This is a genomic window from Pseudomonadota bacterium, from assembly GCA_016711215.1.
Lineage (GTDB): Bacteria > Myxococcota_A > Polyangia.
On record JADJTL010000002.1, the window covers coordinates 918,591 to 943,922 of the forward strand.

Genomic DNA, 25,332 nt, shown 5'->3' on the forward strand with positions numbered 1-25,332 from the left:
AGCGAGGGCGACGATCCAGCGCAGGAGGCAGAGGGTCTCTCGGCGAGCGAGGCTGCCGCGGCGCTGCGTGCCTTGGTGGCGGAGGTCGCCGAAGCCGATAGCGTGGCCGAGTCGCCGCCGGATCCGGAGGCGGAGGCGCCGCCCAGCGCAGCGCAGCAGGCGTTGGAGCGGCTGCTCAGCGCCACCGAGATCGACGAGGGCGCCTTGGTCGAGCGGCTGCTCGGCCTGCTCGAGCTCTCCGATCCGATGGAACGCCGCTCGACGGGGGCGCTCGTCTGGCAGCAGCTCGAGGTCCTCGATCAGCTCGTGCGACAGACGGCGCCGCCGCCCGCCGATCCCTTGTTGCTGGCGGCGCTGCTCAGCCCGCTGGTGCGGCGCTCGCTGCGGCGCGAGCTCAAGCTCGCCGTCACCGTGGAGCAGGTCGACGCGCTCGTGCACGTGGTCGGGCAGCGGCTGCAGGTCGCGCGGCGGCACCGCGAGCGAATACGGTTGATCCTCGTCGCGCAGCGGCGGCTCGAGCGCGCACGCACGCGCGGTGCGGTGGCCCAGCGTGGCTACTTCGCCGAGGCGCAGCAGCTGCAGCAGCTGCGTCGCGCTGCGCTCGGGGAGGCCGCTCTCGCCGACGATGAGGGCGCGGCGGAGGCGGAGGGCGCCGCGCCGCGCAGTGGGCGGCGGCGGCGCAGGCGGCGGGGCCCGCGCCGCGACGGCGCCACAGCCGCCACCGAGGTGCCCGCCCAGGCGCTCGCCGAGGCGCCCAGCGACAACTGAAGCACGGGCCGCTACCACCCGCGAGACGACCACCCGCGGGACGATCACCAGAGGGACGATACCTTGAGCAAGCTCAACCGCTACAGCGCGCGCATCACCCAGTCCAAGTCGCAGGGGGCCTCACAGGCCATGCTCTACGGCGTGGGCCTGACCGAGGCCGATATGGCCAAGGCGCAGGTCGGCATCGCGAGCATGTGGTACGAGGGAAATACCTGCAACATGCACCTCCTCGACCTCGCGGCGGAGGTCAAGGCCGGTGTACAGGCGGCCGGCCTCGTCGGGCTGCGCTTCAACACGATCGGCGTCAGCGACGGCATCTCCATGGGCACCGACGGGATGAGCTACTCACTGCAGAGCCGCGATTTGATCGCCGACTCGATCGAGAGCGTGATCGCCGCCCATTGGTACGATGGGCTGATCGCGCTGCCCGGCTGCGACAAGAACATGCCGGGCGCGATGATCGCGATGGGCCGACTCAACCGCCCGGCGCTGATGGTCTACGGCGGGACCATTCGCGCGGGCTGCTGGAAAGAGCGCAAGCTCGACATCGTCTCCGCCTTTCAAAGCTACGGCGAGCTGGTGGCCGGAACGATCGGCGAGAGCGAGCATGATGCCGTCGTGCGCCACGCCTGTCCCGGGGCTGGGGCCTGCGGTGGCATGTACACCGCAAACACGATGGCCAGCGCGATCGAGGCGCTCGGCATGTCGCTGCCCGGCAGCGCCTCGATTCCGGCGACGGCGCCTGAGAAGCTAGAGGAGTGCCGGGCGGCCGGCGCGGCGTTACGGGTCTTGCTCGAGCGCGACCTCAAGCCGCGCGACCTGATGACGCGCGGCGCCTTCGAGAACGCGATGGTCGTCGTGATGGCGCTTGGCGGCTCGACCAACGCGGTGCTGCATCTGATCGCGATGGCCCGCGCCGTCGAGGTGCCGCTGGCGCTCGAGGACTTCCAGCGCGTCGCCCGCCGCGTGCCCTTCATCGCCGATCTCAAGCCGAGCGGGCAGTACGTGATGGAGGATCTGCACCAGGTCGGCGGCATTCCCGCGCTGATGAAGTACCTCTTGGCCGAGGGGCTAATCGACGGGAGCTGCTTGACCGTGACCGGGCGCACGATCGCCGAGAACCTCGCGTCGCTGCCGGGGTTCAGCGCGGGACAGCGCGTGATTCTCCCCCTCAGCGCCCCGATCAAGGCGACGGGGCACATCCAGATTCTGCGGGGCAGCCTCGCGCCCGATGGCGCCGTCGGCAAGATTACGGGCAAGGAGGGCGAGCGCTTCTCCGGCCCGGCGAGGGTCTACGACGCCGAGGAGGCGATGCTCGCGGGGCTCGAGCGCGGCGAGATCGCCAAGGGCGACGTCGTGGTCATTCGCTATGAGGGACCCCAGGGTGGGCCTGGGATGCCCGAGATGCTGACGCCGACCTCGGCGATCATGGGCGCGGGGTTGGGCAGCGAGGTTGCCCTGATCACCGACGGGCGCTTCTCCGGCGGCTCGCACGGCTTCATCATCGGCCACGTCACGCCGGAGGCGCAGGTCGGTGGTCCGATCGCGCTCGTGCAGGACGGCGATCGCATCACCATCGACGCCGCCGCCAACCGCATCGACCTCGAGCTCAGCCCCGACGAGTTCGCGCGGCGGCGCGCTTCCTTCGCGCCACCGCCGCTGAAGGCGACGCGCGGCACGCTCTTCAAGTACATTCAGCGGGTCAAGTCGGCGGCCGAGGGCTGCGTTACCGACGAGTGAGCGCAGCGAGAACGCATGCAGCAGCGAGGGGGCGGCGCTATGGCCAATCGCGAGTCGAGTGCCCAGGGGCGGAATCGAACCACCGACACGGGGATTTTCAGTCCCCTGCTCTACCGACTGAGCTACCTGGGCGTCGGGCGGAGGCGCTCTCCGGGCTGCGCTGGCCAGGCCGGGAAAGCGCTCGAGCACGGCCAACGTGGCAAAGCGCCCGAGCGCAGGATGTCTAGCAGGTCAGTTCGAGCTGGTCAATGCGGCGCTCGCGACGGGCATCGGCTGCCGGTCGGCCGGGCCGAGGCAGGGCGATGACGCCGGCTCGGCCCGCGCCGCGCGTCCGGCGGCTGACGGCCCTGGCCCTGGCCCTGGCCCTGGCCCCGGCGCCGACGACCCATGCGGAGCCCGCCGCCGCTGGCGCTGGGGCACCCGCGCGCCACCGCGCCGGCGCTGCTGCGGGCGCTGCGGGCGCTGCGAGCGCTGCGGCGCCCGCGCTCGAGGATATCGTCCTCGCCGCGATGACGACGCCGACCACCGTGCAAGAGGCGCCCGCCATTGTCACCGTCATCACCAGCGAGCAGATCCACCAACAGGGCTTTCGCTACCTCGCTGACGCGCTGGGCATGGTCCCCGGCTTCCTCAACCACGGTTGGGGCTACAACGTCGTGGCGACGCCGCTGACCCGCGGGATTCTCTTCGGCGCGCTCTACCTGCAGGACGGCGTCGATATGTACGACCCGATCGGCTTCGTGCTGCTGCCCGCGGCCTTCCCCGTCGAGACGCTGCAGCGGGCCGAGGTGACGAGTGGTCCCGGCGGCGTGCTCTGGGGCTCCAACTCCTTCGTCGGCGTTGTCAACCTGGTGACCAAGACGGCCGACGATCTGGACGGCCTCGAGACCCACGTCAGCTACGGCGGTGGACCGTCGGGACGCCGTCACGAGACGCGCCTCTATGTAATGGGCGGGACGAAGCTCTTCGCTGGCAAGCTCAAGCTCTTCGGCCACGCGGCCTATCGCGGCTGGACGGAGGGCGGCTTTGGTATGCCGCTGCGGATCGTGCTCGGCAACCTCGCCGCGGGGCCCACGATCATGGAGCCGAACTTCACCGGCGCGTCGGGCTACGCCCGCCAGCTCGATCTGACGGGCAACGCGCAATACGGCGACCTGTCGCTGCACTGGAGCGTGCCCTTCAATCGTGTCGCCTTCCCCGCCTCACCGGTCGGGACCGCGGCGCTGGAGCGACTCGATGAGGACGCGCTCGATTGCGCCGATCCACGCCAAGCGGCGGCCTGCGCCAACCGCGTCGACCCCGACCGTACCTCTCGCGGGACGCGCTACGACTTCGGCAACCGCCTGGCGGTGTTGCGCTTCCGCCCACGCCTATGGCGCGAGCGCCTCGCCCTCGACGCGCGCGCCTTCTTCGTGCAGTACCGCATCGCCTACGAGCCCCTGGCCTCGGTGCTGCCCTCTGAGCTGCTGCGTGGCGGTGTTTCAATTTACGAGAGCTACGTCAGCTCCCGCTCCGGGCTCTCCCTCGACGCCCAGGCGGTCCTGCCTGGCGACATCCGCCTGCTCGCTGGGGGCGAGCTCTTCTACGACGAGATGCCAGCAAACATCGCGCGCTGGCGCGCCGACCCCTCGCTCTTTGCCGGTGGCTCGCTCAATGGCGCACCCTGTCCGCCGGCCACGCCGGATAACCTCTGTCCAGTGGTGGTCCATAATGCCTCCAATCGCCTGACGAGTGGGCTCTTTGTCAGCGCTGAGCGCCGGCTGCCGGGTCAGCTGGTGCTCAACGCGGCGACGCGCGTGCAGTTCTACGGCGGCAAGCGGGCGCTCGATCCGGTCGTGCTCTTCTCCGGTGCGGCGGTCTGGGCGCCGACGCCGGCCCTCAGCCTCAAGACCAACTTCGCCGAGGGCTTTCGGCCGCCCTCGCTGCTCAAGACCGACAGCAACAGCGTTGGTTCCTGGCTCGGCAACCCGGAGCTCAAGGTCGAGCGCAGCCGTGCGCTCCAGGGCGAGGCCAACGTCAGGCTGCTCGCCGATCACGGCGGCATCCGATCGCTGAGCCTCCGCGCTGATTATGCCTATACCTGGGTCAGCAACTTCATCCAGCTCAACGAGGGCCGCTTCGTCAACGTGGCGTCGATCGGCACCCACAGCGCCGAGCTGCTGGCGCGGATCAATCTCAAGGGCGGTCAAAGCTTCGCGCTCGGCTACAGCTTCCTCGATGGCGCCAGCGACGATCAGGGCAAGCTGCGCTCGCAGCCCAATCAGTGGCTGACCCTGCAGGCCTTGCTGCCGCTGATCGGCCAGCGCTTCTTCCTCACCTCGAACCTGACGGTCGTCGGCGGCTTCGAGGATCCGAATCGGCGCGGCGCGTCGACGACTGCGATCTACCTCGGACGGATGGCCAATGGCCTGCCGGTCCAGAGCCCGGTGGTCACGGGGGGCTTCACCGATCAGACGATCGACTCCGTCGGGCCGACCGCGAGCTGGAACGCGGGCCTACGCTACCTGCTCAGCGACTACGGCCTGCGCCTGGCCGTCGACGCCTATAATCTCCTCGACCAGCGCGGCTTCCAGCCCAACGGCTTCCTCGAGCTGGCGTCGGGTTTGGAGCCCGTCCCCAATCCCTACCGCGGCGTCTCGGTCTTCGGCAGCGTCGAGCTCGCGCTCTGACGCCGAGCCGCTGGAGCGCCCGCGTCGCCCGTCCCTGTGCCCGGCTCGGTGTCGTGGCCGCGCGCGCCGCGCGCCCCCCCCCGCATCGCGCTGAACAGCATCGCGCTGAGCAGTTGTCCCGCGCTGGACGCGGGCGTAAGACTGATCGCGCGCGGGCGACACTGGCTCCAGCAGCGGAGGTGAGAGGGATGGCTTCAGCTCGACCCTGGTGGCGGATCTGGACCCTCGTTGCCTGCCTCGGGCTCGCCGGCTCGCTGGCGGCGCCGCCGGCGCAGGCAGCGCCGGACCCCGCGGGGAGCGGGCGCCGCGGCAGCGGTAGCGCTCGAGCCCCTGGGGACGCGATCGCTCCCGATTCCTCGGCGCCCGCGCTCGAGGACCTCGTGCTCTCGGCGATGAAGACGCCGACCACGGTCCAAGAGGCGCCCGCGGTCGTGACGGTGATCACCAGCGAGCAGATCCACCAGCAGGGCTTTCGCCTGCTGGCCGACGCGCTCGGGATGGTCCCGGGCTTTCTCACCCACGGCTGGGGCTACAATGTCGTGGCCACGCCCCTGACCCGTGGGATGCTCTTCGGCGCGCTCTATCTGCAAGACGGCGTCGACATGTACGACCCGATCGGCTTTGTCCTGCTGCCGGCCTTGCTGCCGATCGAGACCGTCCAGCGGGCCGAGGTGACGACTGGTCCAGGCGGCGTGCTCTGGGGCTCGAACTCCTTCGTCGGCGTGGTCAGCCTGGTGACCAAGACCGCCGACGACCTCGATGGCCTCGAGGCCCATGCCAGCTATGGCGGCGGCCCCAGCGGTCGCCAGGGCGATACCCGCGTCTACCTGATGGGCGGGACGAAGCTCCTCGGCGGCAAGCTCAAGCTCTTCGGCCACGCCGCCTATCGCAGGTTCCGCCAGGGCGGCTTCGGCCTGCCCCTGCGGCTGGTGGTCTCTCAGCTGACGCCCTCGCCGATCGTGATGGAGCCCGACTTCACGGCGAGCTCAGGCGATGCGCGCCAGATCGACCTCTCGGGCAACGCGCAGTACGGCGCGCTCTCGCTGCACTGGAGCGTCCCCTTCAATCGCTTCGCCTTCGCGGCCACGCCGATTGGCTCGTCGGCGATCGAGCGGCTCGACGAGGATGCGCTGGACTGCCGCAATCCCGCCCACGCGGAGGCCTGCGCCAACCGCGTCGACCCGGACCGCTTGACCCGCGGCACCCGCTACGACATCGGCAACCGGATGGCCGTGCTGCGCTATCGTCCGCGCCTCTGGCGCGAGCGGCTCGGCCTCGATGCGCGCGTTCTACGTCCAGTACCGGATCGCCTACGATCCCCTCTCACTGGCCCTCCCCTCGGAGCTGCTGCAAGGCGGCGTGTCGGTTTATGAGAGCTACCTCAGCACGCGCAGCGGGCTCTCGCTCGACGGCGACATCGCGCTGTCCGGCAACACCCGCTTGCTCGCGGGTGGCGAGGTCTTCTACGATCAGATGCCGCTCAATCTCGCGCGCTGGCGCGCCAGCCCCGCGGTGTTCGCTGGCAACCAGATCCAGGGCTCGCCCTGCCCCCCGGCGGTCGGTGACAACCTCTGCCCGGTGGCCGTGCACTACGCCTCGGACCGGCTGACGAGCGGGTTGTTTGCCAGCGCGGAGACGCGTCTGGCGCAACAGGTGGTGCTCAACGCGGCGACGCGTCTGCAGCTCTACGGTGGCAAGCGGGCGCTCGACCCGGTGGTGCTCTTCTCGGCTGCGGCGGTCTGGGCGCCGACGGCCGACCTGAGTCTCAAGGCCAACTACGCCGAGGGCTTTCGGCCACCCTCGCTGCTCAAGACGGACAGCGGCAACGTCGTCTCGTGGATCGGCAACCCGGAGCTCAAGGTCGAGCGCAGCCGGGCGCTTCAGGGCGAGCTCAACGTCAGGCTGCTCTCCAACCACGAGGCGATCCGGCTGCTCAGCCTGCGCGCGGACTACGCCTACACCGCGGTCAGCAACCTGATCCAGGTGATCGAGGGGCGCTTCGTCAACGTGGCCTCGATCGGGCTGCACACCGCCGAGCTGCTGCTGCGCCTTCAGCTCAAGCGCGGGCAGAGCTTCACGCTCGGCTATAGCTTCCTCGACGGCGCCACCGACAATCAGGGCAAGCTGCGCTCGCAGCCGAATCAGTGGTTGACGCTGCAGGCGCTGCTGCCGCTCTGGGCGCAGCGCTTGTTTCTGAGCTCGAACCTGATCGTCGTCGGCGGGCTCGAGGATCCCAATCGACGCGGTGCGGGAGCGAGCACGCTCTTTGTTGGGCGCATGGCCGACGGCCTGCCCGTCAGGAGCCCGGTGGCGCTCGGCGCCTTCACCGACCAGACCTTGGACTCGGTCGGCCCGACCGCGACCTGGAACGCGGGCCTCCGTTACCTGCTGGCGAAGGGTGGCCTGCGCTTGGCGGTGGACGCCTACAACCTGCTCGACCAGCGAGCCTTTCAGCCCAACGGCTTCTTCGAGCTGGCCGCCGGGCTGGAGCCGGTGCCGAACCCCTACTTCGGGGTTTCGGTGATCGGTAGCGTCGAGCTGACGCTCTAGCCAGCCTGCTGCGCGCTAGGGCAGGCCTTCGTCGCCCTCCTCGTCCTCGCCCGGCGCGGCTTCGACGAGCTGGTAGTCGCTGACGCTGAGGTGGAGCTCGCCGTCGGCGAGGCGCGCGAGGCCGACGACCTCGACGAAGGCCTCGACGAAGTTGAGCAGCTCATCGCCCTTCTCGCCGCTGTCGATCAGGTACTGCTCGCCCTCGGCGGTCGCCACGGCCACCGCCAGGGCCTCGCCTTCGTCGTCGAGCCTGACCGTCACGACGATGCCGCGCACACTGAGCTGCCCCGCTTGATTGGCTGCCATTGTCGCCTCCTCGCGCGACCTACGCGCCCGTCCATCTTACCTGACTCGGCGGGGAGCCGCGTCGGTCGTCCCCGGGCAGGGCCGATCGCGGCGCGCGGGCCTCAGGCCCAAAAGCGACGCTGCATCAGCACGAGTCCGAGCAGCAGCAGCAGCGCCGAGGCCAGCGCCCAGGGCGTGCCAGGCGCCTGGCGCACGCGGAGCGCAATCTCGGGCGGCTGACCCGCTTGCTGGAAGACGCCGGCGAGCAGCAGCAAGCGCGTGCCGGCTGCGAGCACCAGTGGCTCGTTGTAGCGCAGGTCGACCTCGCGCCGGGCGCCGCCGGCCGCCTCGAGCGTGAGGCGGGCGGTGGCCTGGCGCCGCGAGCCGTCGGGATGCGTCTCGAGCCTCAGCGTCCGCAGGCGCGCGCGGTGCTGCGCATCGAGCCTGGTGAAGCCCGTCGTCGTCAGCACCAAGGGCGGCTGCTCGCTCCCTCCCAGACCACCGATCAGATGCGCGAGCAGCGCCACCAGGAAGGCGAGGTGCAGCAGCGCGGGCCCATGCGCCCAGGGGCTGCGTTGGCCGCCGCGCCACTTGCGCAGGGTGCTCTGCCAGGTGCAGAGCGCCGTGTTCAGGCCGTAGATCACGAGCACGACGATCAGCAGGTAGAGCCAGAGGTGCCAGGCCGAGGGCGGGGCGAAGAAGGCGCGAAGATCATCGAGCTGGACCCGCGCCGAGGCGCCCTCGCGGGTGGCGGCGAGCACGATCGAGCCGATGGCGAGCAGCAGCACGGCGCCTTGGCCGCAGAGCAGCCCGAGGCCCTGCGAGCGCAGCAGCGGCAGCCAGCCTTTGGTGGCCGGGCCGCTAGAAGGCATGGCTCGAGGCGCCGAAGAAGAACGAGGTGCCGACGTAGGCCACCCCGACCCAGGCGAGGCCGATCCCGGCCAAGGCGGGGCGCACCCAGCTCCGTCCGCTCAGCGAGGGGGTCAAGCGCAGGTGCAGGAAGGACGCGTAGTGCAGCCAGAGGATCACCGACCAGATCACCTTCGGGTCCCAGAGGAAGTAGGCCCCCCAGGCGACGACGCCCCAGATGCCGCCGCAGATCATCGAGAGGGACCACAGCCCGAAGCCCTGCAGCGCGCGGCGGTCGAGCCGGCGCAGCCACTCGGGATTGCGGTCGTGCCACCAGGCCAGCGCCGCCGCGGCCGCCGCCGCCCAGAGGGCATAGGCGCCGAAGGCCAGCGGCACATGTAGCGGGTACCAGATGCTGCGCATCAGGGGCGGGGGAAAGCGCAGCGTCCAGGGGAAGGCGAGCGCCGCGCCGCTGGTGATCGTCGCCAGCAGCACGAGCGGCACCGTATACCAACGCGCCGGCTGCCAGGTCGCCAGCGCGACCAGGGCCAGCGCCAGGCCGAGGGCGCTGAAGGACTCGAGCTTGGTGGTCAGGGGGAAGAAGCCGATCGCCAGGCCGCGGCCCACCAGCCCCGCCGTCTGCAGGCTCACGCCGAGCGCCAGGCAAGCCCGGCCCCACCGCGCCCGCTGACCGAGGGCGCTGGCGACGGCGGCGGCCTGCAGCAGCAGGGCAGCGATGAGGAGCGCGGTCGACATCGAGTGGGGGCCCCGAGGAGGGCGAGGGTGAAAGCTACGCCGCGCCCCGCCGTGGCTCAAGCCCTTCCCGCTGGAGCGCTGCCCTTGGCGTCGGGTGCCCTGGTGAAGTGGCGACGGCCGCGTCAGGCGGACTATCATTCGACGGCGCGTGGTGCCTCGCAGGGGCGAGTCGCATCGCCCATGCGGGGGAAGGCACGATGGCTCAGCAAGATGGTGCCGCTAGAAGATCGATTGCGGCCGCGCTGGCCCTGCTGGCGGTGGCGCTCTGGCCCCTCACCATCCCCGCTGGCCAGTCGCCCGGCCAGTCGCCTGGCCAGTCACCTGGCCAGTCACCCAGCGCCGAGGAGCTGCAACGCCGCAGCTACTCGACGGAGCTGCGCCCCTACACGCGCAAGGTTTACCCCGACCATGGCCTCGCCGACACGCTGACGCCGCTCGGCCGCGCCGCGCGCGGCTTCTACCTGACGGCGGCCTACCTGCATCGCCTGGGCGCCGAGCGCGCGTCCGGCGTGATGCGGGACGCGCTGATGAACGCGGTCGTGATCGACGTCAAGGACGACTGGGGTCAGGTGCTTTGGCCGAGCGCGGTGCCGCTGAGCCGCGGCGTGCAGCGACCGCTGATGCGCGATCCGCGCGCCATGCTCGAGACCTTCCATCGGCGCGGCATCTACGTGATCGCGCGCATCGTCTGCTTCAAGGACAGTCGCCTGCCCTATGTGCGGCCCGATCTCTCGGTGCGCTTCCAGCCCCAGGGGCGGCGGCTCTTCCGTGCCGGCGCCGGTTGGATCGACCCATGGTCGGCCGAGGTGCAGGACTACATCATCGATCTGGCGCGCGAATGGGAGAGCTACGGCGTCGATGAGATCCAGCTCGATTATATTCGCTTCCCCAAGGGCAAGGCCGGCAAGGTCGGCCTCTGGCTCCATCAGGTCGGCGATACGCGCACGCGCTCCGAGCTGATCACCGGCTTCCTCGAGCGCGCCGATCGCGCGCTGAAGGTGCCCCTCTCGGTCGACATCTACGGTCTGACGACGCTCGTCGACGGCGATCCGCGGCAGCTCGGCCAAACGGTCGAGACGATGTCGCGCTATGTCGAGGCGATCTCGCCGATGATGTACGCCAACGGCATGACGAGCTACTTCCGCGATCAGACGATCAGCGAGTGGGTCTACGACTTCATCCAATGCGGGCTCTGGCGCGCCCGGCTGAAGATGCCGCCCAAGGTGGCGCTGCGCCCCTTCCTGCAGGCCTACCCCAACAACGTGCCCTTCTTTGGCGCCGACTTCATCAAGCGGCAGGTCCTCGCGGCTCGCGCGGCGGGCGCCGAGGGCTTTCTCTTCTGGAACTCGACGATGCGCAACAAGACGGCCTATCAGGCGCTGCGCGGGCTGGGGCGGCGCGAGCTCGACGCGATGGCCGTGCGGACGGGCTGGACTGAGGCCGCGACGATCGAGGCCGCGGTGCAGCAGCCTGGCGCCTGGTGCAAGCGACCGGGCGAGGGTGCCGTCTTCGGCGTGCCGAAGGCGCGCTAGCGCGGGAACGGCCTCGCCGACGATGCGGTCAACCTCGCTCAGCGGTGTGACGCTGATGCTGCTGGCGTCCGCCGCCTTCGCGGCGATGAGCGCCTGCGTCAAGGCGCTGGGCCCCGCCTTTCCCTTCGCCGAGGCGGTGCTCGTGCGAGCCTTGCTCAGCCTGCCCCCGCTCGTGCTCCTCGCACGGGCGTGGCGGGTGCCGCTGCGGGCGCGACGTCCGCTGCTGATGCTGGCGCGTAGCCTGCTCGGCTTCGCCGGGATGCTCTGCTATTTTTTCGCCCTGCAGCGCGGCCCGCTGGCCATCGTCACGCTGCTCAATCGGCTCCAGCCGCTCTTCGTCGCCGCGCTGGCGCCCTCCGTGCTTGGAGAGCGAACGACCCGCGGGACCGCGCTCGTGCTCCTCGCCAGCCTCGCCGGTGCGCTGCTCGTGATGCGTCCGGGGAGCGCGCACTTCGACCTGCCGGCGCTGGTCGCGGCGCTGGGCGCCGTCGTCAGCGCGCTGGCCCACCTGGCCGTGCGTCGCTTGAGCGCCACCGACGACCCGCTGCTGATCGTCATCGCCTTCACCGCGGTCGACGTGCTCGGTGGCGCGGCGCTCACTTTCGGCCAGTTCGTCTGGCCCAACCCGCGCCAATGGTGGCTGTTGACGGGCACCGCGGCTGCCGCCGGCCTCGGGCAGGTGCTGCTGACCCACGCCTATCGGCGTGATGAGGCCTCGCGGGTGGCCGCCGCGAGCTATAGCTCGGTCGTCTGGGCGCTGGTGATCGGCTACCTTTTCTGGCACGAGCTGCCGGATCGCCTGGCCCTGCTCGGCGGGGCCGCGATCGTCGGCGCCGGTCTGGCGCTGGTGCTGCAGCGAAAGGCGAGGGCGCGGTAGCCGCTAGCGGACCGAGCGGGTTGATAGGCGCCGGAGTCCCTGGCCGATCGGTCTTCCGGCGGCTGGCGATGGGGTCAACCATCCCGGCCCCAGCAGACCCGAGGCAAGCGATAGGAAGAAGCCCCTCCTCATATCTCCAAGGGTTTCAGTCATCGAGCCGACGGCACGCCGGTTGCTTCCACCTCTCGTCGGTGACTCTTTTCCTGCGACATAGGACCGTCGGACTCGCGCTGCTCGCCACGCTGGCTGCCGGCTGTGCGCCGCTCTCGGGCGGCGCTGCTTCCCCCGAGGCGCTGGCAGCCGAGGCTGCCGAGGCGCATGGCGACGAGGGTGAGCTGGTCGCGGGAATCGAGCTCGTCAGCTTCGGACCGAGCCTGAACGGCTCGGCCTGCAGCGACGCGCCCTTGCCGGAGCTGGAGATCATCGGCGCGGTAGACGCCGCCAGCCCGCCCGAGCCTTCGACGACCTGTGACGCGACGCCCAAGCCGGGGGTCCTGGCCTTTCGCGAGTTCGTCCTGAACCACTTCGCCTGCGGCAGCGACAACGGCATCGCTCGGACCTGCGGCAGCCGCGTCGGTGCGGAGCGCAGTGCTCACGTCGAGGGGCGCGCCTGGGATTGGGGCGTCAGCGGCTCGAGCGCGACGCGCGCCGCGGCCGAGGAGCTCCTGGCCTGGCTGCTGGCCTCGGATGCGACTGGAAGGCGCCACGCGAATGCCCGCCGCTGGGGCATCACCACAATCATTTACAACGAGCGCATCTGGTCGGCGAGCATCGATGAGGAGTGCGCCGAGGGCTGGAGCGAGCGCTGCACGCGCTACTGCAGCTCCTGTTCCGACTTGGCCCGCGCCGGACGCTCGGGCGACCTGCTGCACCGCAACCACGTTCACTTCAGCTTCAGCAGCGCTGGGGCCGGGATGCGGACCAGCTTCTTTACGGGTGGCTCCGTCGAGGCGCCGCAGTTCGCGACGGCGACCGGGACGAACGCGTCGGCTACAGTCGAGGCGGGGGACGGGGGGTCCTCGTGGTGGACCCTGCCCGACGCCAATAGGGTCGTCGAGCCGGCCGTGATCGCCGCGCGCAAGGCGGCGGCCACGGTGGCCGAGGCCGCAGAGCAGGCCTCCGAGTGGGCCGGAAGCGCCTGGAGCGGGACCGTCGACGCGGCCGCAGCGGCCTGGCCGGTCGGCTCGGTGGCGGGACTCTGGCGCTCTGATTCGACGACGACCGCGCCAAGCCTGCCGGGTTGGCAGCCAGCCGGGACGGCCTATCCGGCGACGACCTCTACTGGAACCTACGCTGGCTATGCTGGAACCTACGCTGGAACCTACGCTGGAACCTACGCTGGAACCTACGCTGGCTACGCGGGCAGCACCTATCAACCTGCGTACCAGCCTGCGTACCCATCGGCACTGAGCGGCTACGCGGCGACGAGCGGTCTGGCGGCCTGCTGGAACGCCGGCGGCGCCTGCGAGCTAGAGAGCGCCCCGGTTGGTCTGGGCGACTGCCGCTTGGGCATCGTCGTCTGCAGCGGCGGCGTCTCCGTCTGCACCCGGCGCGCGGCCTGCGCGAGCGTGCTGACCACGGCGGCGACGGATACGACGCTCCTCGGCAACGCGATGCTCCTCGGCACGGCGGCGACGGCAGCCCGCTGCACGCCGACGGCCGAGCAGTGCAACGGCCTGGACGACGACTGCGACGGCCAGATCGATGAGGCCGCCGATCTGCGCCAGGTCGAGGGCCTTCCCTGCCCGAGCAGCGGCGTCGGTGGCTGCCAGGCCGGCACGATGATCTGCGCCGGCGGCGAGCTGCACTGCCAGCCGCGCGCGCCGGCGCCCGAGGTCTGCGACGGCCTCGACGACGACTGCAATGGCACGATCGACGATGTGCCCGGCGGCTGCGCGGCCACCGCCGCGGCCGCCACTCAGCCGGTCCCGGAACTCTGCAACGGCAAGGACGAGGATCGCGACGGCTTCCCCGACAACGGCAATCCGGGCGGTGGCGCGCCTTGCACGCTGATCGAGTCGGGCGGCGGCCAGGGCACGGTGATGTGCGCCGCGGGCGAGCTGCGCTGTGTGGCGCTCAACTTCGCGGCACCCGCGGCGTCGCCGGCGACTGCTAGCGTGAGCGCCGCCGCCGCGGCCGCTGCCGACGCCGACGCCGATCCGGGCATGTTCGGCTGCGCGCTCGGCGCGCGCTCGCCAGGGTCGCGGACGCCAGCCGGCGTTTGGGGCCTGGTCTTGCTCCTCGGCGCGTGGCTTTGGCGCCGTCGCGCGCAGGGGCCGCAGCGCTGCGCGCGCCGCCCGGAGGTGGGCCGCGCGTGGGCCAGCGTCGGGCCTACCCTCGTCGCCGTCGGTCTGCTCGCGCTGGCGACGGGCTGCGGGCTGGTCTCGCCGAAGGGCGACGGCTCGGCCGTGGAGCAGACCTTGGCCGCGCCCTCCTTGAGCTTCACCTACGATCCGAGCGTCGGGCTGGCAGACTGCCAGACCGTCCGTGTGCTCATCGGGGTCGGCCGTGGAGCGACCTGCGCGACGGGCAATGTCGTGGAGCTCGATCTCGAGACCGAATATCTGCCGCAGGTCCTCGCCTGCGAGATGCCGGCGAGCTGGCCGCTCGAGGCGCTGAAGGCCCAGGCCGTGGCCGCCCGCGGCTTCGTCTGCCACAACAAGGCCCGAGGCGGAAAGGGCGTGGCGCGTGGTTGTGCCGACATGACCGACGACACCTCGTCGCAGATGTATAGCTGCGGCACGGTCCCCGCCGAGGCCGTGCGCGCCGCGGTCGAGAGCACGCGCGGCCAGCTCTTGCTCCTCGACGGCCGCGTCTTCGAGACGGAGTACAGCAACCCCGCCCTGGGTGGCCATGCACGCGGGCTGAGCCAACCCGGGGCCTTGGGACTCGCGCAACAGGGGACCTCCTACGATCAGATCCTCGCGACCTACTACGGCGGCGAGACTCGGCTCGTCGGCGAAGGCGGCTTCGTGCTCGGGGCAGGGGTGTCGACCTACGCTGCAGCGGGGACCACGCCGATTGGGCTGTCGATCAGCACCTGGACGGAAGAGGCGCGCGCGACTGCGGCGCGGGCGCTGGGGGCGACCCAGGCGGGCCTGACGACGGCCACGACGGCGGCCGGCAACCTCTGGGACGGCACGGTCACGGCGGCGGGCGATGCCACCGCCGCGACCAAGGCGTACTTCGCCGAGCTCCAGCGGCAGTGGGACGCGTCGCGGGTGGCCTCGTCCTCCTCGAGCTACGCGGCCTCGAGCTACGCGGCCTCGAGCTACGCGGCGGCGGCGGGCTACCAACCCGTGGCGGGCGATCTGACGAACTCGACCTGTCTCAACAGGGACTGCAGCAACGAGCTGGGGACCGTCTCGCTCCACCCGACGACTGGCCAGCGCTATTGCTATAGTCCTTGCAGCACCCGGCTGGCCAACGCGGGGCTCTACGCCAACGCCAACACGGTCTACGGGCGCTATCCCGTGACGGCCTACAACCCGAGCACCTACGCGACGGCCTACGCGGCGGCGACGACGGTCGATCAGAATGCCCTGCTGCTGGCGCTGGCGCGCGACCAGGCAGCGACTGCCGCGACGACGGCCGCGACGACGGCCGCGACGACTGCCGCCGCCGCGCGCTGTGTGCCGCTGGCCGAGACCTGCAATGGGCTGGACGACGACTGCGACGGCCAGATCGACGAGGCCGCGGATGTCGCCAAGTTCGAGGGCCTGCCCTGTCCGACGGAGGGCGGCCAGGGCGCCTGCTACGCCGGCACGACCATCTGCGCCGGCGGCGAGCTGCATTGCCAGGCGCGGCCGGCCTCGCCCGAGCTCTGCGACGGCTTCGACAACGACTGCAACGGCACGATCGATGACGTGCCGGGTGGTTGCGCCACGACGACCGTCTGCACGCCGCAGGGCGAGCAATGCAACGGTCTCGACGACGACTGCGACGGCTTCCCGACAACGGCAACCCGGGGGGCGGGGCGGGCTGCACGCTCGACGATGGCAGTGGCGGCCGCGGCACGGTGATGTGCGCGGCGGGCCAGCTCCGCTGCGTGCCGCTGCTCTTGGCGCCGACGCCCGCGCTCCTCTCCGGGGCCAACCCGCTGGCGGGTCTTGCCGACCACGAGGCCAGCGCCGCGCTCGGTTGCAGCGTCGGGACCGGCCCGCGCTCGCGGCCGGCCGCGCCATCGCTGGGTCTCGCACTCGCCGCGCTCGCCGCCTTCGCCGCGCTCGTCCGGGCCCACCGCCGCCGCCGCGCCCTCGGGCGGACTGGCGACCAGAGCCGCCAGCCTGGCTGATCCGGCCCTCGTCGCGCGGCCGGTCGCCAGCGCCACCCGCAGCCAAAAGCGTCAGCAATCAGTAGATTTTTCATGGAAGTAGCGCGCATTGCGCTTGGCACGCATGTCGCATCTAAGCTCAGCGTCGGGCAGCATGCGGGGCGTCAGCGAGGCGCCCCCGAGGAGCGGCGATGAAGACCACGACAGGGCGGCGCGGCGTGACGATGATGGCGATCTTGGGCCTGGCGCTCGCGCTGGTCGCCTGCGGCGCCGACGAGGGCGGCACCGACTTCGGCACCCCCTGGGACCACGGCCAGGGCGCGCCGACCGGCACGTCGACCGGCACGCCCGCCGGCAGCGACCCGGCTGGCGTCGGCGGCTATGACCAGGCGCTCAGCCCTGGCGGCACGCTCGCCGGCGCCCAGCCCGGCACCCAGCCCGGCACCCCGACGCAGGCCGGCGCGACGCCCCAGGATCCCTTCGGCGGCTACACGCCGACCAACGCCTACACGGGCACGACCACCAACCCCTACGGCACGCAGGGCGGCGTAACCCCGACGGGCGCCGGCGCCTATGGCGGCGGCACGGCGTCGACGGCGGTCTACGACGACGGCACCGAATACGCGCTAAGGCTCAACCGGGTCGAGTCAGGCTTCGAGGCCGCGCTGGCCTGCAACCTCTGGGATGCGCGCAACCTCGTCATTCCGGCGACCTGGGCGCTGAAGATCGTGCCCCTGGTGGGCTTCCTCTGGGGCTCGATGACCAAACTGGCGCTCGTCCGCAACGCGCTCTACTTGCGCTACGGCATCGCGCTTACCGATTGGGGCTGCGACCCGCGCGTGCAGGTCGCGGTCGGCGGCAAGTCGGCCACCTCCGAGGCCTTCACCGGCGACGCGCCGAATCTCGTTCTACTGCGGGGGCTCAAGCGCGGCGAGCTGCTGGGCAAGACGATCGACGTCGCGGTGCTCGACCACGACAGCATCATCGTCACGGAGTGGGATACGACGATCGCGCGCTGCACGGGGACCGTCACCGAGGCCGCGCTGACGGCCAACGTGCTGACGCTTAGCTGCAGCTTTCCCTGGCCGGGCGGGCTGGGCTCTGTGCTCTCGAGCGAGACGATCACGAACCTGGTGACCCAGACCGGCGCCACGCCCTCGGCCGATGGCAGCATCGTCCAGGTGACCTTCGCCTTCCGCCCCTAGCGCCGGTCCTTCGCCCCCAGCAGCGGACCGCGCTCAGGTCGGCTCGACCTTGATCGCCGGCAGCCGCCAGATCTCGCTCGCGTAGTCGCGAATCGTGCGATCCGACGAGAACATCCCCGTGCGGGCGATGTTGGCCAGCGACATCCGCATCCAGCGCCGCCGATCGCTGTAGGCGGCGTCGATCTTGAGCTGTGTCTGGCGATAGGCCGCGAAGTCGGCCAACAGCAGGTAGTAGTCGCGGTCGAGCAGCGAGTCGATCAGCGGCTGGTAGAGCCCGGGCTCATCGGGGCTGAAGAAGTCGCCGCTGATCAGGTCGATCACCTCGGCGACGTCGTCGTCGTCACGATAGATCGCGCGCGGGTCGTAGCCCTCACTTCGCAGCCGCGCGACGTCATCGACGTCATGACCAAAGATGAAGATGTTCTCACTGCCGACCTGCTCGGCGATCTCGACGTTGGCGCCGTCGAGGGTGCCGACGGTCAGCGCGCCATTGAGCGCGAACTTCATGTTGCCGGTCCCCGAGGCCTCGAAGCCCGCGGTCGAGATCTGCTCTGAGACGTCGGCGGCCGGGAAGATCAGCTCACCCGCCGAGACGTTGTAATTCGGGTAGAAGAGCACCTGCAGCCGGCGCCCGATCTGCGGGTCGCTGTTGATCCGGGCGCTGAGGTCACCGATCAGCTTGATCACCAACTTGGCCATCGCGTAGCCGGGCGCAGCCTTGCCGCCGAAGATGAAGGCGCGCGGGGTCCGCAGCGCCCCCGGGTCGCGCTTGACGCGCAGGTAGAGGTGCACGATGTGCAGCGCGTTGAGCAGCTGGCGCTTGTACTCGTGGATGCGCTTGATCTGAACGTCGAAGATCGCGTAGGGGTCGAGCTCGACGCCGTGGCTCTGGCGTAGATGCTCGGTCAGGCGCTGTTTCGCCTTGAGCTTGACGCCGTCCAATTCGCGCAGGAAGTCGGCGTCGTCCTGCAGCGGGTCGAGCCGGCGTAGCTGGTCCAGGTCGGTGATCCAGCCCGCGCCGATGCGGCGGGTGATCAACGTCGCCAGCGGTGGGTTACAGCCGAGCAGCCAGCGCCGCTGGGTCACGCCGTTGGTCTTGTTGTTGAACTTCTCCGGCCAAAGGCGGTGGAAGTCCGGCATCACGCGCTTCTTCAGCAGATCGGTATGCAGGCTGGCCACGCCGTTGACGGAGAACGAGCCGACGACGGCCAGATGGGCCATCCGCAGCCGCTTGGTCGAGCCCTCCTCGAAGAGCGAGACCCGGCTGATCAGGTCGTCGTCGCCGGGGAAGCGCTGGCGCACCTCGTCGAGGAAACGGTGATTGATGTCGTTGACGAGCTGGAGGTGGCGCGGCAGCACGCGCTGCACGAGGTCGATCGGCCACTTCTCCAGCGCCTCCGGCAGCAGCGTGTGGTTGGTGTAGGCCATCGTGCTGGTGACGGTCGCCCACGCCTTCTCCCAGCTGAAGCCATGCTCGTCGAGCAGGATCCGCAGCAGCTCGGTGATCGCCAGGGCCGGATGCGTGTCGTTGAGCTGAAAGACGACCTTCTCGGCCAGATCGTCGAGCGTCGGATGCGTGACGAGGTGGCGGCGCAGCGCGTCCTGCAGCGTGGCGGCGACGAGGAAGTACTGCTGCTTGAGGCGCAGCTCCTTGCCCGAATAGAAGTTGTCGTTGGGGTAGAGGACCTTGGTGATGTTCTCTGCCAGCACCTTATGCGTCACGGCGCCCACGTAGTCGCCGACGTTGAAGTCCTCGAGGTCGAAGTCCTCGGTGCCCCGCGCGCTCCACAGCCGCAGGGTGTTGACCGTCGGGTTGCCGTAGGCCGGAATCGGCGTGTCGTAGGGGACCGCCTGCACGTCGTGGGTGTCGAGCCAGCGCGAGCGCAGTTGCCCCGTGCCGTCATCGTAGACCTGCACGCGGCCGCCGAACTGCACGCGCACCGTCTGCGCGGGACGGGCGATCTCCCAGGGGTTGACCACGCGCAGCCAGTCGTCGGGTTCTTCGATCTGCCGGCCGTCGAGGATCTCCTGGCGGAAGATGCCGTAGTCGTAACGCAGCCCACAGCCGACGGCGGGTAGCTGCAGCGTGGCCATCGAGTCGAGAAAGCAGGCCGCCAGTCGCCCGAGCCCGCCGTTGCCGAGGCCTGGCTCGGCGCCCTGTTCCTCCAGCTCGTCGAGCGAGTAGCCAAGCTCGGCGATCGCCTTGCGATAGGTGTCGAGCAGGCCGAGGTTGGACAGCGCGTTATGCAGCGCGCGGCCCATCAGAAACTCCATCGACAGGTAGTAAACGCGCCGAGCGTCCTGGTGATAGTAGGTCTGCTGGGTCTGAATCCAGCGCATCAGCAGGTGCTCGCGCACCGACATGCAGAGCGCCTGGTAGAGATCCGCCGGCGTCGCCGAGTACTCGTCGCGTCCCAGGGAGGTCTGGATGTGGCGCAGGAACGAGCGCTTCACCGACTCGACGTCGGCGCCCACCACAGGCATGCGCCAGAGGCTGGGTCGGCGCTTGCGCGCCACGGTGCCGCTGCTCAAGGTGCTTCTCCTCAGTCGGCGCTCGCGCCGCTGAGGACGCGGCGGAGCTGCTCGCCAAGCTGCTCGATCGGCGCGGCGCCGTCGACGCGACGCAGCAGGCCGCGGCTCTCGTAGTAGGGCACGAGCGGCGCCGTCTTGGCGTGGTATTCGGTCAGCCGGCGGACGACGACCGCCTCGGTGTCGTCGCTGCGCTGCACCAGGCGCCCGGCCAGCGCGGCCGGTGGTGGGTCGAAGGCAAGATGGTAGATGCGCCCCGTCTGCGGGTCGCTGCGGCGACCGGTGATGCGCTCGACCAGCAGGGCATCGTCGAGCTCGAAGAGCACGACATGCGTCAGCGGCCTGCCGTCGCGCTCGAGCGCGGCGTCGAGCGCTCGAGCCTGCGCCAGCGTGCGCGGGTAGCCATCGAGCAGGAAGCCGCGCGCGCAGTCGGACTGAGCGAGGCGATCGTCGACCATGCGATCGACCAGCCCGTCGGGCACGAGCTGCCCGCTCTCGGTGAAGCTGCGCAGCTCGGCGGCGAGCGGCGTGCTCTGCTTGATCGTCGCCCGGATGATATCTCCGGTGGAGATGTGCGGAATCGCGAAGTGCTCGGCGACGGCACGCGCCTGCGTGCCCTTGCCGGCCCCCGGTGGTCCCAGTAAAACGAGCTTCATCTTCCTCAGCCCCCTAGCGGGCGCAGACTCTACGCGATCAGGCGCGAGCTGCCAACCCGTGGCAATCCGTGGCCGGTGGGCGCCGCGCGCGGCGGAGGGCGCGCCGCTTGCCACGCCCTGGCGGCGCATGGTACGGGCGGAGCATGTCCGAGAGTGACTCGGCGGCCCTCGCGGTCGACGTCCACGCGCTGCCGCGGCACGTCGCGATCATCATGGACGGCAACGGGCGCTGGGCCCGTCAGCGCGGTCTGCCGCGCCTCGCGGGCCACCGCAAGGGTGCGGAGTCGGTGCGCGAGGTCGTCCGCGCCGCGCGCGCCATCGGCATTCCGGTGCTGACCCTCTTCGCCTTCAGCGAGCAGAACTGGGATCGGCCGCGGGACGAGGTCGATGCGCTGATGGAGCTGCTCTACCGCTACGTCCTGGACGAGCGCGAGGAGATCCTCGGCAACGATATCCGGCTCGCGGCGGTTGGCGAGCTCGAGCGGCTGCCGGCGCTGGTCCGTGAGGCGCTCGGGTTGTTGATGAAGCTCTCCGCCAAGCGGCAGTCGATGGTGCTCTGTCTGGCGCTCAGCTACGGCGGCCGCGAGGACCTGGCGCGGGCCACGCGCAGGATCGCCGAGCGCGTGCAGCAGGGCGCGCTCCAGCCCGAAGCGATCGACGAGGCGCTGGTCGGCAGCCACCTCGCTACGGCCGGGCTGCCGCCCGTCGATCTGCTGATTCGCACGAGCGGCGAGATGCGGCTCTCCAACTTCCTGCTCTGGGAGCTGGCCTACGCCGAGCTCTTCTTCACGCCGACGATGTGGCCCGATTTCCGCAAACCAGACCTGCTGGCGGCGGTCGCCGAGTTCCAGAGTAGAGAGCGCCGCTACGGGCGCACCTCCGCGCAGCTCGACCCGCGAGCGGCGACCTCCGCCGGCGGCGGCTGAAGGTCGGATGCCACGCTTCGCAGCAGCAGCGGCAGCAGCAGCGGCAGCGAGGGCCGGCTGATGGCCTTTCTCGACCGGGATCTGGCGCGCCGGCTTTCGATCGTCGCGCTCCTTCCGCCGCTCGTCTGGCTGGTGTTGCAGCAGCGGGCGGTCGGCGTGGTGGGCGTGGCCCTCGTCGTCCACCTGGTGGCGGCGCTGGCGCAGGCCGAGCTCTACGCCATGACGCTGCGCGACGAGGCCCGGGTGCTGCGGGCCGCCGGCGTCGGGGCGGGGCTGCTCGCCGGTGTCGCGGTCGTCTGGGTGCCGAGGCTCGACCTGCTGCTGCCGCTGCTGATCGCCACGACGATGCTCTTGGCGATCCTCCAGCTCTTTCTGCACGCGGACCTGCAGCGCGCCGCGCTGGCGACCGCGGTGCTGGTCTTCGGCGTGCTCTACGTGCCGCTGCCGCTGGCCACCGTCGCCCTGCTCAAGCGCCTCGATCAGGGCCATCTGTGGTTGGTGCTGCTGCTCAGCCTGACCTGGCTCGCCGACACCGGGGCCTACCTGGTGGGGCGCGCCTGGGGCCGGCACAAGCTCTATCCGCGCATCAGCCCGGGCAAAAGCATCGAGGGCGCCGCGGGCGCGATCGCGGCGGGGCTCGCTGCGGTGGCCGTGGCCAAGCTCTGGTACCTCCCCCTGTTGAGCTGGTGGGATGTGCTGCTGATCGCGGTGCCCGGCAGCGTCCTCGGCATGCTCGGTGATCTGGTCGAGTCGATGCTCAAGCGCAGCGTCGGCGTCAAGGACTCGGGGCGGCTGCTTCCGGGGCACGGCGGGCTGCTCGATCGGCTCGATGCGTTGCTCTTTGCCGCGCCCTACGTCTACTACTATGCGCTCTTCGCGCTGGGACAGCGTTGAGCCAGCGTCGGCGCAGCGCGGCCGGCGGGGTTGCGGCGCCCTGCGCGCAGCGAGAGGGATGAGGCCAGGCAGCATGAAGCGAATCGCGATTCTGGGTTCGACCGGGTCGATCGGCGTCAGCGCCCTCGACGTGGTGGCGGCCTTCCCCGAGCAGTTCGAGGTCGTGGCCCTGGCGGCCGGGCGCAACGTCGAGCGCCTCGCCGAGCAGGTGGGCCGCTTTCGCCCGCGCCTGGTCTCGGTCGCAGGTGCCGACGAGGCCGAGCGCCTGCGGGCGCTGCTCGATTACGAGAGCGCCCGCGGTCTCGAGATCGTCTCCGGGCCGGCGGGTCCCGACGCCGTGGCGGCCCACGCCGACGTCGAGTTCGTGCTGACGGCGATGGTCGGGGCGATCGGTCTGCAGCCAACGCTGGTGGCGATTCGTCGCGGTATCGAGGTCGGCATCGCCAACAAGGAGCCTCTGGTCGCCGCTGGCGAGCTCTGCACCAGCGAGGCGCGGCGCAGCGGCGCGACCTTGCTGCCGGTCGACAGCGAGCATAACGCGATCTTTCAATGCCTCAGCGGCCAGCGCCGCGACGCCGTACGCCGCCTGATCCTGACCTGCAGCGGCGGGCCCTTCCGGCGCACGCCCGACCTCGGCGCGGTCACGCTCGAGCAGGCCCTCAAGCACCCCACCTGGTCGATGGGTCCCAAGATCACGATCGACTCGGCGACCCTGATGAACAAGGGCCTCGAGGTGATCGAGGCCCATTGGCTCTTCGGCCTGCCGGCGGAGCAGATCGACGTCGTGATTCACCCGCAGAGCGTGATCCATTCGATGGTCGAGTACGTCGACGGGTCGGTCTTGGCCCAGCTCGGCACACCCGATATGCGGGTGCCGATCGGCCTTGCGCTCGGCTATCCGGCTCGTTTCCCCCTGCCGATCCCGCGCCTCGACTTCGCGCAGCTCGCTCAGCTCAGCTTCGAGGCCCCCGACCGGGAGCGCTTCCCCGCGCTCGATCTGGCCTATGCGGCGCTGCGTCGCGGCGGCACGGCGCCGGCGGTGCTCAACGCCAGCAATGAGGTGGCGGTTGCCGCCTTCCTCGCCGGTCAGCTCCGCTTCGTCGAGATCGCCGAGCTGAGCGCGCGCACGCTCGACGCACACGCCGTGCAGGCCACCGACGCGCTCGAGGTCGTGCTCGAGGCCGACCGCTGGGCGCGCGAGCAGGCGCGGGCTCTGCTCGCGCGCGGCCTCGGTCGCGCGTGAGGGCGCTCGCCACCATGGCTCGTGCTGCGTCATCGGTCGCCGCGTCGCCCGTCTGCTACGACGACGGGGGCCTGCGCCTGCGCGGCACGCCGCTCTACTTCGACGCCCCGCGGCCGCGCGCGCTCTGCTTCGTCAGCCACGCGAATGTGGCGGGCGCCGCGGGCCACGCGCGCCTGGTCGCCAGCGAGGCCACGGTTCGCCTCCTGCCCGCGCTTCAGCCACGGCCTCGCCGGCGGGCGGGCGTCGACGGCGCCGCGGCGCTGACGCCGGCGCTCAGCGTGCCTTACGGGCAGCGCTTCTCGCTCGGCCGCCTCGACCTCGAGCTGCTGCCCTCGAGCTTTGCGCTCGGTGCCGCCGCGCTCTGGGTCGGCGGTGGTCGGCGCAGTGTGCTCTACACCGGGCCGTTGCGTCGGCCCTCACCCCTGCTCGCGCAGTCGCAGTCGCAGTCGCTGGCGCTGCGCACCTGCGAGGTGGTGGTCTTGCCCGCGGGGCCAGACGCGTTGCGCGCGCCCGAGGCGCCTGCGCCCGAGGTGAGCGCGCGGGCGCTGCTCGCCTTCATCGAGGCAGCGCTCGCGGGGCAGCAGCTTCCGCTGCTCTTGGTGCCGCCCCTCGGACTGGCTCAGGAGCTGGTCCACCGCCTGGCCGGCGCGGGCTACATCCTGCGCCTGCACCGGAAGATCTTCGCGGCCTGTCAGGCCTACGCGGCGAGCGCGGCGACGCCGCTAACGCTCGGTGCTCTGCGACGTGGGGTCCTGCGCAGGCGGCGTGGCGGGTGGGAGGCGCGCGAGGTGGCGCTCTGGCCGGACGATCCGGCCGAGGTGCTCGCGCTCGTTGGGCTGCCCAAGGTCCGTCGCGCGCTGATCGGTGGCGGGGCGGGATTGGCCGCCGCCGCCGGTCGGCTCGGCTGTGAGGCCGCGTTTGCGCTGGGCGGCGAACCCAGCTATGCCGAGCTGGCGCAGCAGCTGCGAGCGTCGCAGGCCACGCAGGTGGTGCTGCTGGGGGCGAGGGACGACGACGCGCTCGAGCGGGCACTGCGGCGCGACGGCTGGGTCGTCGAATGCTGTGGTCCCGCGCGCCAGCTGACGTGGCTCTGACGCGAGGGGGCGGGGGCCTGCGGGCGGTGCGTCAGCGGCGCCGAGTGCGTTAGGATGCGCTCGCCGCCGCGGCCGACGGCGTTGCCGGCGATGGGCAGCGGGTGGGGGCACGATGTTTGGTCTTTCCTTCTCCGAGCTAGCGGCGATCTTGGTCGTGGCCCTGGTGGTCCTCGGTCCCAAGCGCTTGCCGGCCCTGGCCAAAGGGCTCGGCGAGACGCTGCGTCAGCTGCGGCGCGCGTCGGCCGATCTGCGCGGGGCGATCGACGAGCCGCTGCGCGAGCTGCGCGGGCCGCTCGAGGAGCTGCGGGGCGATCTGCAGCAGACGGTGCACCACTTCGAGCGGCAGGTGCACCAGGCCGCGGTCGACGACGCGGCGCCCGCGCCGGCTGCGGTGATGGCGCCGGCTGCGGTGATGGCGCCGGCTGCGGCGGTGGCGCCGGCCGATCCGGCCGCGCTGCAACGCCAAGGTGAGCCTTGACCACGCAG

At 70.9% G+C, this 25,332-nt stretch carries 19 protein-coding genes and 1 tRNA gene; 14 read left to right on the forward strand and 6 right to left on the reverse strand.

Translation table 11 applies throughout. From position 1 onward, the window contains the following. Positions 1-831 precede the first annotated feature (831 nt). Entirely contained in the window at positions 832-2,508 is a 1,677-nt protein-coding gene (gene ilvD / locus IPL40_08720; GenBank protein ID MBK8481244.1) for a dihydroxy-acid dehydratase, read from the forward strand. 59 nt (positions 2,509-2,567) lie between these two features. Here ilvD and IPL40_08725 read toward each other — a convergent pair. Then, positions 2,568-2,640: transfer RNA gene (locus IPL40_08725), tRNA-Phe, on the reverse strand. 170 nt (positions 2,641-2,810) lie between these two features. Here IPL40_08725 and IPL40_08730 point away from each other — a divergent pair. The 3 genes from IPL40_08730 (at position 2,811) to IPL40_08740 (ending at position 7,727) form a co-directional block, all read left to right on the forward strand. Then, positions 2,811-5,177 (forward strand): TonB-dependent receptor, encoded by a 2,367-nt coding sequence (locus IPL40_08730; protein ID MBK8481245.1) that lies wholly within the window; start codon positions 2,811-2,813, stop codon positions 5,175-5,177. A gap of 188 nt (positions 5,178-5,365) precedes the next feature. After that, entirely contained in the window at positions 5,366-6,550 is a 1,185-nt protein-coding gene (locus IPL40_08735) for a TonB-dependent receptor plug domain-containing protein (GenBank protein ID MBK8481246.1), read from the forward strand. Then, on the forward strand, positions 6,456-7,727 hold the full coding sequence (locus IPL40_08740; GenBank protein ID MBK8481247.1) for a TonB-dependent receptor: 1,272 nt from the start codon (positions 6,456-6,458) through the stop codon (positions 7,725-7,727). Before IPL40_08735 ends, IPL40_08740 begins: the two co-directional genes overlap by 95 nt. A gap of 15 nt (positions 7,728-7,742) precedes the next feature. On the opposite strand, the gene IPL40_08745 is transcribed toward IPL40_08740, so the two are convergent. The 3 genes from IPL40_08745 to ccsA form a co-directional block, all read right to left on the reverse strand. Next, complete coding sequence (locus tag IPL40_08745) at positions 7,743-8,033, reverse strand: hypothetical protein (GenBank protein ID MBK8481248.1); 291 nt, start codon at positions 8,031-8,033, stop codon at positions 7,743-7,745. A 101-nt stretch (positions 8,034-8,134) separates the two neighbouring features. Beyond that, positions 8,135-8,884 carry a hypothetical protein gene (locus IPL40_08750; protein MBK8481249.1) on the reverse strand — a complete coding sequence of 250 codons (750 nt, stop codon included), beginning with the start codon at positions 8,882-8,884 and terminating at the stop codon, positions 8,135-8,137. Then, on the reverse strand, positions 8,874-9,617 hold the full coding sequence (gene ccsA, locus IPL40_08755) for a cytochrome c biogenesis protein CcsA (GenBank protein MBK8481250.1): 744 nt from the start codon (positions 9,615-9,617) through the stop codon (positions 8,874-8,876). Before ccsA ends, IPL40_08750 begins: the two co-directional genes overlap by 11 nt. A 197-nt stretch (positions 9,618-9,814) precedes the next feature. On the opposite strand from ccsA, the gene IPL40_08760 reads away from it, so the two are divergent. The 5 genes from IPL40_08760 to IPL40_08780 all read left to right on the forward strand — a co-directional run bounded on the left by IPL40_08760 (position 9,815) and on the right by IPL40_08780 (position 17,504). Continuing rightward, the gene (locus IPL40_08760; GenBank protein ID MBK8481251.1) at positions 9,815-11,149 is read left to right on the forward strand and encodes a hypothetical protein; all 1,335 of its coding nucleotides are present in this window, start codon (positions 9,815-9,817) and stop codon (positions 11,147-11,149) included. A 22-nt stretch (positions 11,150-11,171) separates the two neighbouring features. Further along, positions 11,172-12,026, forward strand: coding sequence for a DMT family transporter (locus IPL40_08765; protein MBK8481252.1), 855 nt, complete (start codon positions 11,172-11,174; stop codon positions 12,024-12,026). 191 nt (positions 12,027-12,217) lie between these two features. Continuing rightward, positions 12,218-16,048 (forward strand): hypothetical protein, encoded by a 3,831-nt coding sequence (locus IPL40_08770; protein MBK8481253.1) that lies wholly within the window; start codon positions 12,218-12,220, stop codon positions 16,046-16,048. Beyond that, the gene (locus IPL40_08775; GenBank protein ID MBK8481254.1) at positions 16,048-16,320 is read left to right on the forward strand and encodes a hypothetical protein; all 273 of its coding nucleotides are present in this window, start codon (positions 16,048-16,050) and stop codon (positions 16,318-16,320) included. The genes IPL40_08770 and IPL40_08775 overlap by 1 nt, the downstream gene beginning before the upstream one ends. 170 nt (positions 16,321-16,490) lie before the next feature. Next, a complete protein-coding gene (locus tag IPL40_08780; protein MBK8481255.1) occupies positions 16,491-17,504 on the forward strand; it encodes a hypothetical protein in 1,014 nt (337 codons plus the stop codon). Between the two features lie 33 nt (positions 17,505-17,537). On the opposite strand, the gene IPL40_08785 is transcribed toward IPL40_08780, so the two are convergent. Together IPL40_08785 and IPL40_08790 are read right to left on the reverse strand one after the other, a co-directional pair. Further along, complete coding sequence (locus IPL40_08785; protein ID MBK8481256.1) at positions 17,538-19,988, reverse strand: glycogen/starch/alpha-glucan phosphorylase; 2,451 nt, start codon at positions 19,986-19,988, stop codon at positions 17,538-17,540. Between the two features lie 59 nt (positions 19,989-20,047). Next, positions 20,048-20,689, reverse strand: a complete 642-nt coding sequence (locus IPL40_08790) for an adenylate kinase (GenBank protein MBK8481257.1) — start codon at positions 20,687-20,689, stop codon at positions 20,048-20,050. Between the two features lie 143 nt (positions 20,690-20,832). Between IPL40_08790 and uppS the strand changes: the two genes are divergently transcribed. The 5 genes from uppS to IPL40_08815 all read left to right on the forward strand — a co-directional run bounded on the left by uppS (position 20,833) and on the right by IPL40_08815 (position 25,324). After that, positions 20,833-21,615 carry a di-trans,poly-cis-decaprenylcistransferase gene (uppS, locus tag IPL40_08795; GenBank protein ID MBK8481258.1) on the forward strand — a complete coding sequence of 261 codons (783 nt, stop codon included), beginning with the start codon at positions 20,833-20,835 and terminating at the stop codon, positions 21,613-21,615. A 60-nt stretch (positions 21,616-21,675) separates the two neighbouring features. Beyond that, complete coding sequence (locus IPL40_08800) at positions 21,676-22,509, forward strand: phosphatidate cytidylyltransferase (protein ID MBK8481259.1); 834 nt, start codon at positions 21,676-21,678, stop codon at positions 22,507-22,509. A gap of 73 nt (positions 22,510-22,582) precedes the next feature. Further along, positions 22,583-23,752, forward strand: a complete 1,170-nt coding sequence (locus tag IPL40_08805) for a 1-deoxy-D-xylulose-5-phosphate reductoisomerase (protein MBK8481260.1) — start codon at positions 22,583-22,585, stop codon at positions 23,750-23,752. A 14-nt stretch (positions 23,753-23,766) separates the two neighbouring features. After that, a complete protein-coding gene (locus IPL40_08810; protein ID MBK8481261.1) occupies positions 23,767-24,846 on the forward strand; it encodes a hypothetical protein in 1,080 nt (359 codons plus the stop codon). Positions 24,847-24,958: 112 nt separating this feature from the next. Next, entirely contained in the window at positions 24,959-25,324 is a 366-nt protein-coding gene (locus IPL40_08815; protein ID MBK8481262.1) for a twin-arginine translocase TatA/TatE family subunit, read from the forward strand. The last annotated feature ends 8 nt before the right edge of the window (positions 25,325-25,332 follow it).

Bases quoted from the DNA above. Each gene is read 5' to 3' on its own strand.
- IPL40_08760 (MBK8481251.1), top strand. From the start codon at position 9,815: ATGGCTCAGCAAGATGGTGCCGCTAGAAGATCGATTGCGGCCGCGCTG.
- IPL40_08780 (MBK8481255.1), top strand. From the start codon at position 16,491: ATGAAGACCACGACAGGGCGGCGCGGCGTGACGATGATGGCGATCTTG.
- IPL40_08745 (MBK8481248.1), bottom strand. From the start codon at position 8,033: ATGGCAGCCAATCAAGCGGGGCAGCTCAGTGTGCGCGGCATCGTCGTG.
- IPL40_08790 (MBK8481257.1), bottom strand. From the start codon at position 20,689: ATGAAGCTCGTTTTACTGGGACCACCGGGGGCCGGCAAGGGCACGCAG.
- IPL40_08810 (MBK8481261.1), top strand. From the start codon at position 23,767: ATGGCTCGTGCTGCGTCATCGGTCGCCGCGTCGCCCGTCTGCTACGAC.
- IPL40_08735 (MBK8481246.1), top strand. From the start codon at position 5,366: ATGGCTTCAGCTCGACCCTGGTGGCGGATCTGGACCCTCGTTGCCTGC.
- ccsA (MBK8481250.1), bottom strand. From the start codon at position 9,617: ATGTCGACCGCGCTCCTCATCGCTGCCCTGCTGCTGCAGGCCGCCGCC.
- IPL40_08805 (MBK8481260.1), top strand. From the start codon at position 22,583: ATGAAGCGAATCGCGATTCTGGGTTCGACCGGGTCGATCGGCGTCAGC.
- uppS (MBK8481258.1), top strand. From the start codon at position 20,833: ATGTCCGAGAGTGACTCGGCGGCCCTCGCGGTCGACGTCCACGCGCTG.
- IPL40_08750 (MBK8481249.1), bottom strand. From the start codon at position 8,884: ATGCCTTCTAGCGGCCCGGCCACCAAAGGCTGGCTGCCGCTGCTGCGC.
- IPL40_08740 (MBK8481247.1), top strand. From the start codon at position 6,456: ATGCGCGCGTTCTACGTCCAGTACCGGATCGCCTACGATCCCCTCTCA.
- IPL40_08730 (MBK8481245.1), top strand. From the start codon at position 2,811: ATGACGCCGGCTCGGCCCGCGCCGCGCGTCCGGCGGCTGACGGCCCTG.
- IPL40_08815 (MBK8481262.1), top strand. From the start codon at position 24,959: ATGTTTGGTCTTTCCTTCTCCGAGCTAGCGGCGATCTTGGTCGTGGCC.
- IPL40_08765 (MBK8481252.1), top strand. From the start codon at position 11,172: ATGCGGTCAACCTCGCTCAGCGGTGTGACGCTGATGCTGCTGGCGTCC.
- IPL40_08775 (MBK8481254.1), top strand. From the start codon at position 16,048: ATGTGCGCGGCGGGCCAGCTCCGCTGCGTGCCGCTGCTCTTGGCGCCG.
- IPL40_08800 (MBK8481259.1), top strand. From the start codon at position 21,676: ATGGCCTTTCTCGACCGGGATCTGGCGCGCCGGCTTTCGATCGTCGCG.
- IPL40_08785 (MBK8481256.1), bottom strand. From the start codon at position 19,988: ATGCCTGTGGTGGGCGCCGACGTCGAGTCGGTGAAGCGCTCGTTCCTG.